The organism is Curtobacterium sp. TC1, from assembly GCF_019844075.1.
Classification (GTDB): Bacteria; Actinomycetota; Actinomycetes; order Actinomycetales; family Microbacteriaceae; genus Curtobacterium.
Window position 1 is genome coordinate 3348219 of record NZ_CP081964.1, and the last position, 15045, is coordinate 3363263.

Here is a 15045-nt window from a genome sequence, read left to right on the forward strand (position 1 = left end):
CCTCAGGCGCGGGTCTGGCCGCGGAAGTCGGCCGCAGCGGCGTCGAGCGCCTGCTTCGGGGAGATCTGGCCCTTGTAGGCCTTGATGAGGTAGCCGCTCAGGACGGTCTGCAGGATCGAGGCATCGGCGCTCTGGTGCTGCGAGGGCACGTCGTCGACGACCGACTTGTAGACGCCGAACAGCTGCTGCCCGCCGAAGTACGGGTCGCTCAGCGCCGCGAGCCGCGGGTCGTCGTAGACCGATCGGAGCGTCGGCAGGTACCCGAGGTCCTGGTAGCGCTTCACCTGCTGGTCCGGGTCGAGGTACGCGGCGAGCACCAGGTCGATACCGGCCTTCGTGAGCGGCTTGTCACGGAGCACCGAGAACCCGGTGCCACCACCGACGCTCGTGGTGCTGCCACCGCCGGCGAACCGGGGCAGGTTCCGCACCTTCCACTTGCCCTGCTGCTCGGGCACGTTCGGCTTGATGCCGTAGCTGGCGTACCAGGACGGCATGTCGACGGCCAGGATGGTGCCGCCCTTCAGCCCGGACTGCAGGCTCGGTCCGTACATGTCGGCGACCGTCGCGATCGCACCGGACTGCACGCCGTCGACCAGGAACTGCAGGGTGCGCTCGGCCTCCGGCGTCTGGATGTCGATGCCGCCGTCCTCGTCGTAGAGGTCGCCGCCGCGCTGGAGCAGCAGGATCTGGTAGCTCTGCAGCGTGCCGCCCGGGTCGGTGACCGCCACGGCGTGCAGCGAGACACCCTTGCGCTTGTTGAGCTTCGCGCCGACGTCCATGTACTCCTCCCACGTCGTCAGGTCGTCGGGGATGCCGAGGGCCTCGAACTGGTCGGCGCGGTGGTAGTAGACGCACAAGGGGGTGTCCGAGTCGAGCGCGTACAGGTGCCCGTCCTTCGAGAACGGCGTGAGTCGCGCGGCGATCAGGTCGTCCTTGCGCGACGCCACCGACGGCGACAGGTCGCTCAGCAGCTCGGATGCGATGTCACCGCGGAGCATCCGGCAGAACGCCCCGATCTCGAGCCCGGCGACGTCCGGCGTGCCCGTGCCGGCGACGGCCTGCGCGATGAGCTTGGTCGGGATGTCGGCCGCGGCGATGGTGGTGATGTCGAGCGCGAAGTCGAAGTCCGACTTCCGGTCGGCGACCGGCAGCGCCTCGGTGAAGAACTTCTCGTAGCCGGGGTCGTGCGTCCAGAAGGACAGGTCGGCGCGTCCGGAACGCACGGCGGCGGTGGACTGTGGAGAGCAGCCCGCGAGCAGCGCGCCGAGGGCGATGCTGCCGCCCGCGGCGGCGCCCCACCGGAGCAGGTCGCGTCGGCTCGGTCCGCGGTCTCTGCCGGGAGGCACGGGTGGCGCAGGTACGGAGAGTCGCCTGGGTACTGGGGTCACGTTCAGGTCTCCTGACGTCGTCGTCGAGGTGATCGAGGAATTGGCGGTGCGCGCATGTGAGCGCTCACTCACGGGACGGACGCAAGCCGCGCCTCCCGTCCGGGGGTTCAGTCGGCGGGGCGGAGGTGACGCCGCGCAGGCGACGGCGGCGCGCTGGTGGCGCGCGTGATCAGCTGGCCGGGCAGCATCCGGTGGCGCTCGGCGGGCGGGTGGCCGTCGAGTGTGCGGAAGAGGCGGTGCATCGCGAGGCGGGTGGCCTCGTCGAAGTCCTGGCGGATGGTCGTGAGTGGTGTCGGCAGGTAGGCGGAGATCGGCATGTCGTCGAAGCCGACGATGCTGACGTCAGCCGGCACGGACAACCCGTGCTGCTGGATGGCGGACATCGCGCCGATCGCCATCTGGTCGTTCGCGACGAAGACCGCCGTCAGGTCCGGGCGGCCGAGCAGTGAGCGCATGGCCTCGTAGCCGCTCTGCGGCGACCAGTCCCCCTCGACCGGCGCGTGCTCGGCGACGCCAGCGTCCTGCAGTGCAGCGCGCCAGCCCGCCAGACGGCGTGAGCTCGAGGTCCAGTCCGCGGGACCCGCGATGTGCCACACGGTCTCGTGCCCGAGGGCGAGCAGGTGATCGGTGGCCGCGAAGGCGGCACCGCTCTCGTCGAGGCCGACCGCCAGGGTGTTCTCGCGGTCGGCGACGTCCGGCGGCCCGAGCGTCAACACCGTCACGCCCTGCGGCAGGCGGAGCTGGTCCATCTGGTTCTCGACCGGCTCGGAGAAGACGATCGCCTCGACGTCCTGGCCGACGAGCGAGTCGACCGCCGGCTGGAGCTCGGACGCCGTCGCGGCCACGGTGCGGACGATCGCCAGGCTGTAGCCGTTCGTGCGACAGGCCTGCTCGACGCCCGTGAGCATGGCAGTCGGGCCGTACAGGTTCGTGCCGATCGTGATGAGGCCGACGCGGCGGGAGCGCTGGGACTTGAGGGAGCGGGCAGCGGCGTTCGGACGGAAGCCCAGCTCCGCGATCGCCGCTTCGACCTTGGCACGGACGGCCGCGGTGACGTGCGGCTCGTCGTTGACGACGCGGGAGACGGTCTTCTGGGACACCCCGGCGAGGGCCGCGACGTCGGTCATGGAGGCCGGACGGAGGCGGTGAACCGAGGCGTTGCCGCTCATCGTCAGCTCCTTCGCTGCTCCGTGGGACCGGTGGGAACCGGGTGTGGGAGCAAGACAACCACGGGATTGTCTACGTAGTCAAGGCCGATTTCGCGGTGATCTTGCAACTGCGAGGTCGTGCGGGTCGCGTGCCACGCGGGCGGATACGATCGTGCGCGCATCCTGATCCAGCGAGGGCGACGGGGTGTTCGAGGGGGAGAACGTCGTGGTGCGTCAGCAGAGGAACCTGGTCTCCGGACCGCTGGCCAGACGCACGCTGGCAGTTGGTCTGGCGATCGCCGTGTCGGCCGCAGCTCTGGTCGGCATCCGTGCAACGGCAGGATCAGCGGACACGGCAGCCTCGACGGTGACGGTCACGAAGGTCACCGCGTCCACCACCGTCACCTCGACCGGCACCGCCGTGCGCACGACCCTGAAGGTCAAGAACACCGCCTCGGTGCGGAAGCCCGCTTCCTCCGCGTGGCTCTACCTGTCCGCCGGCACCAAGAAGTACACGCTCGGCCGGATCGCGGTGAAGGAACTCGGCCCGGGATCGAGCACGACGGTCACCGCAGTCCGCGGGACGCCCTCGCGTGCCGCAGCCGGGAAGTACTCGGTCCTCGCCTGCGCCGGTGCGTACTCCGCAAAACAGTGCCGCACGTCGACCGCGACCGTCAGCACGAAACCCACGAAGCGCGCGCATCCCGAGACGGGCGTGATGCTCGACGTCGCTCGTGCCTACTACCCCGTGGCGCTGATCAAGCGGTACATCGACCTGCTCGACGACAACGGCGGGCGCTTCCTGCACCTGCACCTCACCGACGACCAGAACGTCGGGATCGAGAGCACTGTCCTCGGCCAGACCCTCGCGAACGCCGAGCTCGACCACGGTGTCTACACGAGCCGTGTGACCCATCGCCCGTTCCTGAGTGCCGCGCAGGCACGCACGATCACCACCTACGCGTCGAAGCGGGGAATCGCGGTCGTGCCGGAGATCGACACCCCTGGGCACATGGCTGCTGCCTTCGCCCTGCTCGAGGCGGAACACGGCAAGAAGTGGGTCGATCGCATCCGCTCGGGTGAGAGTGAGCTCGACCCGTCTGCGCCCGGGAGCCTCGCGCTGGCGACCAAGCTCTACGCGGAGCTGCAGTCGACGTTCCCGTCCAGCCGCGCCGTGCACATCGGCGGCGATGAATGGGGCGACGACGTCACCGCCACCCAACGCGTCGCGTGGATGAACGCGATGGCGGCAGCTCTCGGCAACCGCGAGGTCTGGGCGTGGAACGACGGGATCGATCGCGCTGCGGTCGGGCGGCTGGATCCGCGCATCCGCGTCACGTACTGGAGCTTCGACGGCGACACCGAGGACGCAGCCGAGCGCCGCGAACGCCGAGCGCGGCGGGCGAGTGCGGTCGACCTGCAGCAGGCCGGGATCGACCTGCTCAACTACAACTCGTACTACCTGTACGAGGTGCCGACCGACCTCGACCCGGCCGACAGCGAGTACACGGTCGCCGACCTCCGCGAGAACTGGTCACTTCGGGCGTGGGACGGCGACTCCGGTTCGCTGCTCGCAGCTCCGATGTCGGGCGCCGCCGTCGCGATCTGGGGCGAGGACCTCGACAGTCCACCCGCTGACGCGCTCCTGCGGTGGAGCGCGCCGCACGTGACGGCGATGCTGGAGACCGCAGCCTCCTGACGGACGCGTGTCGTGCCTCCAGGCCGATCGCTGGAACCGCCTGAGCCGCCTGATCCGCTGGGTCCGCCGGATCCGCCGAATCCCCGCCTGGCTACCCGAGCGGCTCGACGCCGTAAGCGGCGACCACCGCGCGCAACTCGTCCAGGTAGGCCTGCGCCTGCACGGTGAGGGGCACGGAGGCGTGCGCGATCCAGCCGATCTCGATGCGTTCGTCGACGTCGAGGGGGATGGCGACGATCTCGGGGTCGAGGTCGTCGCTGATGAGCCCGGTCGAGATCGTGTACCCGCCCAGGCCGATCATGAGGTTGAAGATCGTCGCCCGGTCCGAGACGCGGATCTCCCGCTTGCTCGACATCGTCGACAGGATCTCCTCCGCCAGGTAGAAGGAGTTGTTCGCGCCCTGGTCGAACGTCAGCCGCGGCAGGTCGGCGAGGTCGTCGAGGGTCGCGCGCTCCCGTGACGCGATGGGGTTCCGACGGGCCACGAAGATGTGCGGCTGCGCGACGAACAGCGGCGTGAACACGACGCCGGCGTCCCGCAGCAGCTTGCCGAGGACCTGCGTGTTGAAGTCGTTGCGGTAGAGGATGCCCACCTCGCTGCGCAGCGTGCGGACGTCCTCGATGATGTCCCACGTGCGCGTCTCTCGGAGCGAGAACTCGTACTCGTCCGCAGCCGCTGCCTCGACCATCCGGACGAAGGCCTCCACGGCGAACGAGTAGTGCTGCGCGGACACCCCGAGCAGCCGACGCGACCGCTGCCCACCGACGTACCGCTGCTCGAGCAGGGAGACCTGCTCGATGACCTGCCGGGCGTACCCGAGGAACTCGACGCCGTCGACGGTGAGTACGACTCCCCGGGCCGATCGAGTGAAGAGCGGGCGTCCGATCCGCGTCTCGAGGTCCTTCATCGCGGCGGACATCGTCGGCTGCGACACGTAGAGCAGATCGGCCGCGGCGCTGATCGAGCCCTCCGTCGCGACCTCGATGAAGTACCGGAGCTGCTGGAGGGTGATGTCGTTCGAAACCCGGGCCATAGGCCGAGGCTATACCGGTGCATAGCGTCTCGGTATTACCTGATGGCTCGCGAATCCCGCCATGATCGATGCATCCTTCCCACCGTGCCCACGGGCCGCTCGACGAACAGATTGCCGACCATGGCGAACGACCTCACCTTCAGCATCACCCGCACCCGGTTCGACGAGGACTACTCCCCCGCCGACAGCTCCCGGTTGACCACGAACTTCGCCAACCTGGCGCGCGGCGAGCGCCGGCAGGAGAACCTCCGTGCTGCGCTGGCGATGATCGACGGGCGCGCGAACGAGCTCTTGGCTGCCAGTGATCGCTACCGCTTGCAGCTCGACATCGTCTCGGTCGCACTGGCGTTCTCCGACGGTGGATCGGACGCGGAGTTCCCGCTGCTCGAGATGCTCGACGTCACCATCGTCGACCAGCTCACCGGCGAGCACCACCACGGCATCCTCGGGAACAACTTCTCGTCGTACCTGCGCGACTACGACTTCTCCGTGCTGCTGCCGTCGCTGCCGTCGCTGCCGTCTGACTTCGGGGCGCTGCACGGGGCCCTCTTCCAGCGGTTCCTTTCGTCGCCGGCGTTCCACGACGGGTTCGGTGCCGAGCCCGTCGTCTGCATCAGCGTCTCGACAAGCCAGACCTACCGCCGGACCGGGTACGTCCACCCGGTCCTCGGCGCCGAGTACGAGCACGAGCACTCCTCGCTCACCGACGACTACTTCGGTCGGATGGGCATGCGGGTCCGGTACTTCCAGCCCGCCGGAGCGTCGGCCCCGCTCGCCTTCTACACGCGCGGCGACCTGACCGGGGACTACACGGACCTCCAGCTCATCGGCACGATCGCCACCATGGAGACGTTCCAGAAGATCTACCGCCCGGAGATATACGCCGCGAACACCCCGGCCGGCAGCACCTACCGCCCCACGCTCGACCACACCGACTTCACGCCCACCCCGGTCACCTACGACCGCGAGGAGCGCAGCCGCCTCGGGATCACCCAGGGCCGGTGGACCGAGGAACACCTCGTGACGCCGCACGGTGCGCTCATGTCCCGTTTCGCTGCCGAACCCGTCCCCGCCCGCTGACCGTCTGGACCGCCACTCCCATGAGCTCTCTCCTCCCCACCGCGATCGTCGGCAGCCTGCCGAAGCCGTCCTGGCTCGCCGAGCCCGAGCGCCTCTGGTCACCCTGGCAGCTCGACGGCGCCGCCCTGACCGAGGGCAAGCAGGACGCCCTCCGATCCGCCGTGCACGAGCAGGAGCACCGCGGGATCGACATCGTCAGCGATGGCGAGCAGACCCGCCAGCACTTCGTCACGACGTTCATCGAGCACCTCGACGGCATCGACCAGGAGCGCAAGGAGACCGTCCGGATCCGCGACCGCTACGACGCTGCCGTTCCCACGGTGGTCGGCGCCGTGAGTCGCCCCGCCCCGGTGTTCGTCGACGACGCCAGGTTCCTCCGCGCGCAGACCGACCGGCCGATCAAGTGGGCGCTCCCCGGCCCGATGACCATGATCGACACCCTCTCCGACCAGCACTACAAGAGCCGCGAGAAGCTGGCGTGGGAGTTCGCCACGATCCTCAACCAGGAAGCCCGCGAGCTCGAGGCCGCGGGCGTCGACATCATCCAGTTCGACGAGCCCGCCTTCACCGTCTTCCACGACGAGGTGCAGGACTGGGGCGTCGCCGCGCTCGAACGCGCCACCGAGGGACTCCGCGCCGAGACCGCCGTGCACATCTGTTACGGCTACGGCATCGAGGCCAACAACAAGTGGAAGGAGACACTCGGCGCCGAGTGGCGGCAGTACGAGCAGTCCTTCCCGCTGCTACAGCAGTCGTCCATCGACATCGTCTCACTGGAGTGCATCCACTCGCACGTGCCCCTCGAGCTCGTCGAACTCATCCGTGGCAAGAAGGTGATGCTCGGGGCGATCGACGTCGCGACCGAGACCGTGGAGACGCCGGAGGAGGTCGCGGAGGTGCTGCGGCGGGCGCTCGAGTTCGTCGATGCGGACAAGCTCATCCCGAGTTCGAACTGCGGGATGGCGCCGTTGGCGCGGAACGCCGCGCTCGCGAAGCTCAGTGCACTGTCCGCTGGTGCGGACTTGGTGCGGGCAGAGCTCGTCGGCGCGGCCGTCCCTTCAGGACGCTAGGCGCTGGCAGCCGCACGGCGGCTCTCTTCGAGAAGGAGGAGGGCCGCCGTTCGTGTTGCGTCCGCCGCGTGCGCGGCTCTCGATCCGGCCTGGAGGCGCGGCTTCCGTCCGTCTGACAGGTTGCGTTGACAACACCCGCGCCCCCTACTGCCCCTCGACCCCGGTCACGGCCTCAGCGATCCGCTTTCAGTCCCTCGCGGGGGAAGCAGCCACCACGGAACAACGGCCCACGCGGGCGCTGCCGCGAGAAGCCACCAAGCAGTAGGACTCAACGTCGAAGACGCCAAACCCACGATGATCAGCCAGCTCATCGCGAGAGCCGCGACGAACCCCGCGGTGACCGCACACGAGATGCGACCTCTGCGCCGGTCTCGAGCGAAGGCGGACCCGACAGCCGCCACGAGGAACAGCGCCTGTATCGCCGCGAGCAGGATCGCGGTTCTCAACGGTGTTCCGTACCCGCTCGGACTTCCGTCCGGACCGAACGACGTCGCGATCCGTTCGGGTAACCGATCCCACCAGACGCTGGTGACCGCAACCTCGACGACGACAGGGAACGCAGCAGCGGTGGCTGCGAAGGCCACCTCTCGCCTGCGTCGGCCGCGGGCGCTGGCCGTCGGTACGTTCATCGGCCGTCGCATGTCTCCCGCACTTGCCGCTCGATGAGCGCCGTGGCGATCGCGTCGGTCGCGCGTGGGGCCTTCGCGAGCGTGTGCACCACCGCGGTGAACCCTGCCGCGTTGGCGATGATCGCTCCTGCCGCTCGCACCTCTCCGTTGATCCAGGTCGATGCCCCTTCCCGCTGCCAGCTCACCGTGCGGGAGCGCCCGGCTCCGCGTTCGAGCGCCCAGTCGGCGTAGCGACAGAGATCGTCGAACGTGGACCAGACGCCGCCTGCCGCCGCGAACGACGACTCCCCGAGCGCCCACGGCCGGATTGCGCGACCGAAGAGCTTCGGCACCACGCGATCCGCCTGAGCAGGCACGAGGGCCGCCGAGCTGATCCCCGCCGGCTCGAGGACGTGCTGGCGCACGGCGGCGAACCAGTCGCCGTGCACCTCGTCGAGTACTGCGCCGAGGAGCGCGTACCCCAGGTTCGAGTACTCGAACTGGCCTCGGGGAGTGACCGGGACCGCAAATGCGTGATCGAGAGGGACGCCGACGGCCTCTCGGTACGGGTCACCGAACAGGCGGTCGCGCATCATGGCCGGAAGCCGGGGCAGACCGGAGGTGTGGTGGACGAGGTCAGCAACGGTCATCTCGGGATCGGGCACACCGGGGAGGTAGTGCACGACCGGCCGCTCGACCTCGAGTGTGAGCCAGGCCGTCGTGCCCACAAGTCCCTTCGTGATGCTCCCCCACTCGAGCATCGAGGCGGTGGCGTACGGCCCTCGGGACTCACGGACCGTTCGCCAGCCGTCAGCCCCGCGAAGACTCGCGCGCCAGTGTCCAGATGGCGTCCGTGAATCTCGCGCGACGGCTCCGACCACTACGAGCCGAACCCAGCACCGTTGGCTTCGGTCGACCGCTCGCGGCGCCGTGCTACGAACCACGTTGCCGGTCCGATGATCGGGATGAAGAGGACGACGAGGGTCCATGCGACCAAGCGACGGCCGGAGGTCGACCCGGATCGCATCAACGAGAGGAGCGCTGCGAGTGCGAGGAACAGAGCGACGAGTGACACGGTCATCAGCACTCCGTCGAGCGCTGTCGGAACGAGCGGGTTCATGGTCGATTCCTCCGTCCAAGACGTCATTCGTTCACTCCCAGCGGTTGTAGGTGATCGCGCCGTTGCCCTTGGCGCTGAGCCGCTGGACCGCGGAGTACGTGCTCCACGCAATCGTTCCCCATGGGGTCGGCACGCCACGCTTCACGACGACCTTGCACTTCGCGGTGGCCTGTCCGCCGCTGATGTAGCCGCTGCTCTTGGAGGTCGTCACCTGAGTGAACGGCTGCACGTTCCTGACGACCGTGCACGAGTATCCGAGCATCTTCCTCGCCGTAGTACCGCTGTACTCGTACGACATCGAGACCTTCGTCTCGGTGAGCCTGATTCCAGCGAAGGCGAACCACTGTGTGCCCCAGGACGACCGCGATGCCGCCCTGGTCCCCACCACGACGCCATCTTCGTTTCGCTCGGCCCCCGACGGTTCCACCTCACCCCACTCAAAGTCCCCGCTCGTGCGAACGGTCTCCGGGCCGAGCACTCTCTCGTCGGAGGCGGCAGTTGCGGCAGACGCAACAGCCGGATCCAAGAAGTACGAGGCGAGCTCGTGTCGCTGTTCAGCGTTGAGGTGGTCGAAGGCCGCGACGTCAGACGAGGCTCCGGAAGCAACGAGGTCGGCGCGGATAGCCGACAACACTGCAGACGGCGTTCGCGGAGCGGCAACGTCACCGGCGGCGGGCGGTGCGGCCGCGGCGTTGGCTGGCGCGGCACCAATGACGGAGGTGGTGACGACGGCGCACACTGCGCCGATCGAGACGATCCGTCCGTAGGTCGACTGCTTCATGAAACTTCCCCTCGCTCTCCGGCCCCAACGCCGGGTCTCGTCGTCGGCATCGTTGCCGACAATGAGTAGTCAACTCACTAATACATCAGATACGCAACTTCAGAGGCGACCCGGGCGTGTCGTCTCCGGACTCAGGGAAGGGGCGGCGGAGGTGGACGATCTGCAATCACGAAGCGCGCGAGCTCGAAGCTGCCGGGGTGGACGTCGTCCAGTTCGACGAACTCGCCTTGACCGTCTTCCAAGACGAGGTGCAGGACTGGGGCGTCGCCACGGCTGTTACGGCTGTTACGGCTACGGCATCGAGGCCAACGACAAGTGGAAGGAAACGCTCGGAGCCGAGTGGCGGCAGTACGAGCAGTCCTTCCCGCTCCTGCAGCAGTCGTCCATCGACATCGTCTCGCTCGAGTGCATCCACTCGCACGTGCCGCTCGACCTCGTGGAGCTGATCCGTGGCAAGAAGGTCATGCTCGGCGCGATCGACGTCGCGACCGAGACCGTCGAGACCCCGGAGGAGGTCGCCGAGGTGCTGCGTCGGGCGCTCGAGTTCGTCAATGCGGCCAAGCTCATCCCGAGCTCGAACTGCGGGATGGCTCCGCTTGCGCGTGGGCAGCGCTCGACAAGCTCGGTGCGCTGTCCGCTGGCGCAGACATCGTGCGGGCCGAGCTCGCTCGCGTCGCGGTGCCGGCTGCGCGCTAGCGCCCCGATCCGCCCGGACGGCTCGCCTCGGCAACGGGGCGGGCCGTCTTCCATGTCACGTCCGGCAGGGGCTCGCGTCCCGGGCCGGTCTGGAGGCGCGGCTCGGTTCCGGCGATCAGGTCGCGGTCGTCATTCCTGGCTGTCGAGGCTCATCTTCTCGAAGTCCCCCGCGATGCACTGTGAGCTGCCATCGATCGTGTACCCGCGGGGATCCGCGCGGAAGTCAGAGGAGCTCACCGGGCCACCCCTGCCCCGGACGCCGAGGATCGGGTCCTCACCGCCGGTCTGGTACCGCTCGGTCGTGACCCCGAGCTCCTTCCAGTGCTGTTCCACCGCCTCGACGTCGGCCTTCGGGTCAGCGCTGGCAGCGCGGACCTTGGCGTAGACGTACTGGACGCCGCCCGTCCCGAGGCCGAGTCCGCACTTCCCCAGCCGTGGACCGTCGTTGGGTTCCCAACCGTCACCGACAACGTCCGTTGAACCCTCGACGAACGTGACGATCGACTGCTTCGCTTCTTTCGTGTTCATGCCAGACCCTTCGCTGCAGCCGGCGAGGACGGCGACGGCGAGCAGGACTGCTCCTATCGATCGGAGAACGGAGACGACTTTCCGCCGAGCGGGCTTCATGCGGAGACTCCTTCCAGACCGCTGGGCTTCAGCAGCATCTCCACGATCATCTCGTGAAGCTGTCGGGCTTGTCGCGCGTGCACTGACACAAGCGGGTCAGGCCAGGGGCGTTGACTACGCCCATGATTGTCAAGAGCAAGATCCACGAGGTCGAGAGCGCAACCGTCCGGGACCGCGACGGCGCGACGGTCGGCAAAGTGGCACAAGTGTTTCCCTCCGACGAGGACGGCAGCGCCGCGTTCGTCAGCGTCGCGACCGGGCTGCTCGGGAGTCACCACGCGCTCGTCCCAGTCGAGGACGCCACCTTCGACGGCACGGACCTGCGCGTCGGGTACGCGAAGAGCGCGATCAAGGGCGCGCCGTCCGCCGGAGCCGGGAGCACCTTGTCCCTTGCTGAGGCGAACGCCGCCCGCAAGCACTTCGGGCTGTCCCCCGCTGGCAAGGCGACCGGCGACATGGGCGACCCGCACGAGAACCTCGATCAAGCAGGCACCGGTCCCGCTGGCGCGGACGACACCGAGGGCGCAGGGACGACCCCGCCGGCGTGATCGTGCGGAGCGCGGACGCTCTCACGCTGGACGGGGCACCTCGGGGTGGACGACAGGCCGAGGTGCCCCGCCGCGTCAGCCCTTGACCGCGCCCGCCGTGAGCCCCTGCACGATCCACCGACTCGCGAACGCGAACAGCACCATCGTCGGGATGACGGTCAGGACCGCGGCCGCCGACATGGGTCCCCAGTCGATGTTGAAGCTGCTGATGAAGCCGTTGATCGCGGTCGGCAGGGTCTTGTTCGCGTCGCTGTTCATCAGGGTCGTCGACAGGAACAGCTCGTTCCAGCAGTTGACGAAGTTGAAGATGAACGCTGCGACGATCCCCGGCTTCATCACGGGTACGATCACGCGGAAGAGCGCGCCGAACCGCGAGCAGCCGTCGATCATGGCCGCTTCCTCGAGTGCGGCGGGCACGTTCGCGAAGAACCCGCGGAGCATGACCGTGCTGAACGGGATGCACACGGCGATGTAGATGAGGACGAGCCCGACCCGGTTGTCGACCAGCTCGAGGCGCGTCATGAGCAGGTACAACGGCCCCAGCGCGATGAACGACGGGATCATCTGGGTCACGAAGAACGCCGTCAGCAGCGCGCCCTTCGTCCGGAACTCGAAGCGGGAGAGCACGTAGCCGGACAGCAACGAGATCACCGTCGCGGTGACCGCGGCCGCCAGGCTGACGACCAGGCTGTTGACCACGTAGACGCCGAACTGCGACTTGGCGAACAACCCGATGTAGTTCTGCAGCGAGAACTCCGTCGGCCAGTACGTGAGCGGCCGGCTGAAAATCGAGCCGGGCGCCTTCAGGGACGTGATGGTGATCCAGTACAGCGGGAACAGCGTGATGAGGAGCCACAGCCCGAGGAATCCGAAACGGACGAACCGGGCTGAGCGGGTCTCGTGGTCGATCATCGGGTCTTGGGTCCCTTCTCCCGCATCGCGAGCAGGTAGAACACGGAGAACACGAGCAGCACGGCGATGACGATGAGCCCGAGCGCCGAGGCCCGGCCGTAGTCGCCGCGCTGGGTGGTCTGGATCATCCACGTGGTGATGATGTGGGTGCGGTCGGCGGGGCCGCCGCCCGTCATGCCGTAGATGATGTCGGGGAAGTTGAAGATCCAGATGACCCGCAGGAGCACCGTGAGGGCGAGCGTGACGCGGATGTACGGGATCACGATCGAGAAGAGCGTGCGGACCTTGCCGGCCCCGTCGAGCGCGGCGGCTTCGAGCATCTCGTCGGGCACCGACTGCAACGCCGCGAGGATCATGATCGCGAAGAACGTGACCCCGTACCAGATGTTCGCGATGAGCACGGCGACCATGGCGGTCGCCGGGTCGGCGAGCCAGTTGATCGGCTCGTCGATCAGTCCGACCTTGGCGAGCAGGTCGTTGACGACGCCGAACTCGCTGTTGAACATCCAGCGGAACAGGATCCCGATGAGGAACCCGGACACCGCCCACGGGAAGAACACGAGCGCCTGGTACAACCCGCGGAACCGGAACCTGCGTCGCAGCCACAGGGCGAGTGCGAAGCCGATCACGAACTGCGGCACGAGCGAGGCGACGACCCAGACGACCGAGTTCCGGAGCACCGTGTAGAAGACGGGGTCGGTGAGGATGTCGCGGAAGTTGCCGAGTCCCACCCACGACGTGTCGCTGAGGTTGTTGAGGTTCCAGTTGCGGAACGCCATCTGGCCGCCCGCGAACAACGGGTAGTAGACGAACACCGCCACGAAGACGAGTGCGGGTGCCATGAACCCGAGGAGACTGAGTCCCTTCCGCTTCGTGAAGGTGCGGCGACCTGCGGGTGAGGAGCCGCGCCTCCTCGGGTCGTTGCCACCGCTTCGACCACCCGGGGCCGGAGGAGTGGTGCCGGCGCCGGCCCCCGACACCGCGGACGGCGCGGTGGACGCGTCCTGGACCGTCACTTCGCGTCCTTCTCGGTCCAGTACTCGTCCCAGCTGGCGAGCAGTTGCTTGCTCGTCATGTCGCCGACGAGGACCCGCTGCAGCTCAGAGTCGGCCTTCTGGGTCCACTCGGTCCACCATGCGACGGTGCGCGGCTGCACGACGGGGATGTAGGTCTCCGGTGCGTCGGTCATCGTGACGTAGCTCGCCCAGGCGCCCTCGCTGTAGAACGGGTCCTCGGTGGCGCTGGTCAGGATCGGGACGAGGCTGTTCTCCTTGGTGAAGCGCGTGGAGGCGTCGCCCGACGACAGGAACTCGATCAGCTTCGCTGCCTCGGCCTTGTGCTCACTCGACTCAGCGGTGCCCCAGCCCGACGTGGCGACGGCCTGGGCGGCTTTCCCGGTCGGCCCGGTCAGCAGGGGTGCCGTGGTCCACTGGTCGGCCTCGATGGCCGTCGAGGTCCCGATCGCGCTGATGACCTCGGGGTCCTGCAGGAGGAACGCGGTCGAGCCGTTCGAGAAGCCCTCGACCATCTCCGGGTAGCCCCACGCGACGCTCGACGGCGGCGAGGCCTTCTCGAAGAGGTCGAAGTACATGTCGGCGGCGTCCTGGGCTTCCGGTGCCGAGAAGATCGTGTCGCCGTTCTCCAGTCGGAACGCGTTCTCGGTGTCGAGGTCGTCGGCCACGTAGGCCTCGATGGCGGTGACGAGGTTGGAGTTGCCGTTCATGCCACCGCGGAAGGCGTAGCCGTAGTCGCCGTCGCCCGACTCCTGCACCGCCGTGGCCTGCTCGAGCAGGTCGTCCCACGAGGCGGGCGGGGCGTCGAACCCGGCGTCCTTCGTGAGGTCCGTGCGGTAGAACAGGCTCAGGCCGTAGAAGCCGTAGGGGATGTAGTAGACGGTGCCGTCGTCGTTCTTGGCGTAGTCGACGGCGTTCTCGGTCAGGTCGTCCCAGCCGGACCAGTCGTCGAGTTCGGTCGACATGTCGCTGATCCAGCCGTTCGCGCTGAAGGGCCCGACCGTCGTGTCACGGACCTCGAGCACGTCGACACCGTTGCCGGACTGCAGCATCTGCTGGATCTTCTGGTCGGCCTGGTCGGTCGGCGGCGAGATGAGCTCGACCCGGATGTCGGGGTTCTCGTCCTCGAAGTCGGCGAGGAGCTCCTTGAGGAGCGTCGTGCGCGTCGGGTTCGTCAGGCTCTCGACCATCTGCAGGGTGACGGTGCCGTCGCTGCTGCTCGGGGCGGAGCAGCCTCCTGCCAGCAGCGCGGTGGCGAGGCCCAGGCTGAGCGCCGCGATCATCTTGGTGCTTTTCACGGTTGTCCTTCGTGTCAGGTGGAG

Annotated in this window: 15 protein-coding genes and 1 pseudogene; 5 read left to right on the forward strand and 11 right to left on the reverse strand. The window is 68.1% G+C overall.

What is annotated here, in order from left to right; translation table 11 throughout:
• Nucleotides 1-2 precede the first annotated feature (2 nt).
• Nucleotides 3-1346: an ABC transporter substrate-binding protein gene (locus KZI27_RS17040; RefSeq protein ID WP_222658551.1), complete on the reverse strand. Its 1344-nt coding sequence runs from the start codon at nt 1344-1346 to the stop codon at nt 3-5.
• Between the two features lie 149 nt (nt 1347-1495).
• Complete coding sequence (locus KZI27_RS17045) at nt 1496-2557, reverse strand: LacI family DNA-binding transcriptional regulator (protein ID WP_222658552.1); 1062 nt, start codon at nt 2555-2557, stop codon at nt 1496-1498.
• 346 nt (nt 2558-2903) lie between these two features.
• On the opposite strand from KZI27_RS17045, the gene KZI27_RS17050 reads away from it, so the two are divergent.
• A complete protein-coding gene (locus KZI27_RS17050; protein WP_222658553.1) occupies nt 2904-4235 on the forward strand; it encodes a family 20 glycosylhydrolase in 1332 nt (443 codons plus the stop codon).
• Between the two features lie 91 nt (nt 4236-4326).
• Here the strand turns inward: KZI27_RS17050 and KZI27_RS17055 are convergent, their stop codons facing one another.
• Nucleotides 4327-5268, reverse strand: a complete 942-nt coding sequence (locus KZI27_RS17055; protein WP_222658554.1) for a LysR family transcriptional regulator — start codon at nt 5266-5268, stop codon at nt 4327-4329.
• Between the two features lie 120 nt (nt 5269-5388).
• Here KZI27_RS17055 and KZI27_RS17060 point away from each other — a divergent pair, with 120 nt between their 5' ends.
• Nucleotides 5389-6348, forward strand: coding sequence for a putative oxygenase MesX (locus tag KZI27_RS17060; RefSeq protein ID WP_222658555.1), 960 nt, complete (start codon nt 5389-5391; stop codon nt 6346-6348).
• 20 nt (nt 6349-6368) lie between these two features.
• Complete coding sequence (locus tag KZI27_RS17065) at nt 6369-7418, forward strand: methionine synthase (protein ID WP_222658556.1); 1050 nt, start codon at nt 6369-6371, stop codon at nt 7416-7418.
• A 164-nt stretch (nt 7419-7582) separates the two neighbouring features.
• On the opposite strand, the gene KZI27_RS20485 is transcribed toward KZI27_RS17065, so the two are convergent.
• Genes KZI27_RS20485 through KZI27_RS17085 form a run of 4 tightly spaced genes read right to left on the reverse strand, consistent with a single transcriptional unit; the run spans nt 7583 to nt 9927 of the window.
• Nucleotides 7583-8059, reverse strand: a complete 477-nt coding sequence (locus KZI27_RS20485) for a DUF1648 domain-containing protein (RefSeq protein ID WP_410004009.1) — start codon at nt 8057-8059, stop codon at nt 7583-7585.
• A complete protein-coding gene (locus tag KZI27_RS17075; RefSeq protein WP_261783952.1) occupies nt 8044-9015 on the reverse strand; it encodes a serine hydrolase domain-containing protein in 972 nt (323 codons plus the stop codon). Before KZI27_RS17075 ends, KZI27_RS20485 begins: the two co-directional genes overlap by 16 nt.
• The gene (locus KZI27_RS17080) at nt 8907-9146 is read right to left on the reverse strand and encodes a PLD nuclease N-terminal domain-containing protein (protein WP_222658559.1); all 240 of its coding nucleotides are present in this window, start codon (nt 9144-9146) and stop codon (nt 8907-8909) included. The genes KZI27_RS17075 and KZI27_RS17080 overlap by 109 nt, the downstream gene beginning before the upstream one ends.
• 31 nt (nt 9147-9177) lie before the next feature.
• Entirely contained in the window at nt 9178-9927 is a 750-nt protein-coding gene (locus tag KZI27_RS17085; RefSeq protein ID WP_222658560.1) for a hypothetical protein, read from the reverse strand.
• A gap of 155 nt (nt 9928-10082) precedes the next feature.
• Here KZI27_RS17085 and KZI27_RS17090 point away from each other — a divergent pair.
• Nucleotides 10083-10623: pseudogene (locus KZI27_RS17090) on the forward strand (methionine synthase); the annotation flags it as partial.
• A 129-nt stretch (nt 10624-10752) separates the two neighbouring features.
• Here the strand turns inward: KZI27_RS17090 and KZI27_RS17095 are convergent.
• A complete protein-coding gene (locus tag KZI27_RS17095) occupies nt 10753-11250 on the reverse strand; it encodes a hypothetical protein (RefSeq protein ID WP_222658561.1) in 498 nt (165 codons plus the stop codon).
• A gap of 122 nt (nt 11251-11372) precedes the next feature.
• On the opposite strand from KZI27_RS17095, the gene KZI27_RS17100 reads away from it, so the two are divergent.
• Nucleotides 11373-11798 carry a hypothetical protein gene (locus tag KZI27_RS17100; protein WP_222658562.1) on the forward strand — a complete coding sequence of 142 codons (426 nt, stop codon included), beginning with the start codon at nt 11373-11375 and terminating at the stop codon, nt 11796-11798.
• Between the two features lie 75 nt (nt 11799-11873).
• Here the strand turns inward: KZI27_RS17100 and KZI27_RS17105 are convergent, their stop codons facing one another.
• The 3 genes from KZI27_RS17105 to KZI27_RS17115 all read right to left on the reverse strand — a co-directional run bounded on the left by KZI27_RS17105 (nt 11874) and on the right by KZI27_RS17115 (nt 15021).
• On the reverse strand, nt 11874-12710 hold the full coding sequence (locus KZI27_RS17105; protein WP_071262777.1) for a carbohydrate ABC transporter permease: 837 nt from the start codon (nt 12708-12710) through the stop codon (nt 11874-11876).
• Nucleotides 12707-13552 (reverse strand): carbohydrate ABC transporter permease, encoded by an 846-nt coding sequence (locus KZI27_RS17110; protein ID WP_222658563.1) that lies wholly within the window; start codon nt 13550-13552, stop codon nt 12707-12709. Before KZI27_RS17110 ends, KZI27_RS17105 begins: the two co-directional genes overlap by 4 nt.
• Nucleotides 13553-13722: 170 nt before the next feature.
• On the reverse strand, nt 13723-15021 hold the full coding sequence (locus tag KZI27_RS17115) for an ABC transporter substrate-binding protein (protein WP_259362713.1): 1299 nt from the start codon (nt 15019-15021) through the stop codon (nt 13723-13725).
• Nucleotides 15022-15045: the final 24 nt, after the last annotated feature.

Bases quoted from the DNA above. Each gene is read 5' to 3' on its own strand.
- KZI27_RS17045 (WP_222658552.1), bottom strand. From the start codon at position 2,557: ATGAGCGGCAACGCCTCGGTTCACCGCCTCCGTCCGGCCTCCATGACC.
- KZI27_RS17055 (WP_222658554.1), bottom strand. From the start codon at position 5,268: ATGGCCCGGGTTTCGAACGACATCACCCTCCAGCAGCTCCGGTACTTC.
- KZI27_RS17060 (WP_222658555.1), top strand. From the start codon at position 5,389: ATGGCGAACGACCTCACCTTCAGCATCACCCGCACCCGGTTCGACGAG.
- KZI27_RS17065 (WP_222658556.1), top strand. From the start codon at position 6,369: ATGAGCTCTCTCCTCCCCACCGCGATCGTCGGCAGCCTGCCGAAGCCG.
- KZI27_RS20485 (WP_410004009.1), bottom strand. From the start codon at position 8,059: ATGCGACGGCCGATGAACGTACCGACGGCCAGCGCCCGCGGCCGACGC.
- KZI27_RS17075 (WP_261783952.1), bottom strand. From the start codon at position 9,015: ATGGACCCTCGTCGTCCTCTTCATCCCGATCATCGGACCGGCAACGTG.
- KZI27_RS17080 (WP_222658559.1), bottom strand. From the start codon at position 9,146: ATGAACCCGCTCGTTCCGACAGCGCTCGACGGAGTGCTGATGACCGTG.
- KZI27_RS17085 (WP_222658560.1), bottom strand. From the start codon at position 9,927: ATGAAGCAGTCGACCTACGGACGGATCGTCTCGATCGGCGCAGTGTGC.
- KZI27_RS17095 (WP_222658561.1), bottom strand. From the start codon at position 11,250: ATGAAGCCCGCTCGGCGGAAAGTCGTCTCCGTTCTCCGATCGATAGGA.
- KZI27_RS17100 (WP_222658562.1), top strand. From the start codon at position 11,373: ATGATTGTCAAGAGCAAGATCCACGAGGTCGAGAGCGCAACCGTCCGG.
- KZI27_RS17105 (WP_071262777.1), bottom strand. From the start codon at position 12,710: ATGATCGACCACGAGACCCGCTCAGCCCGGTTCGTCCGTTTCGGATTC.
- KZI27_RS17110 (WP_222658563.1), bottom strand. From the start codon at position 13,552: ATGGCACCCGCACTCGTCTTCGTGGCGGTGTTCGTCTACTACCCGTTG.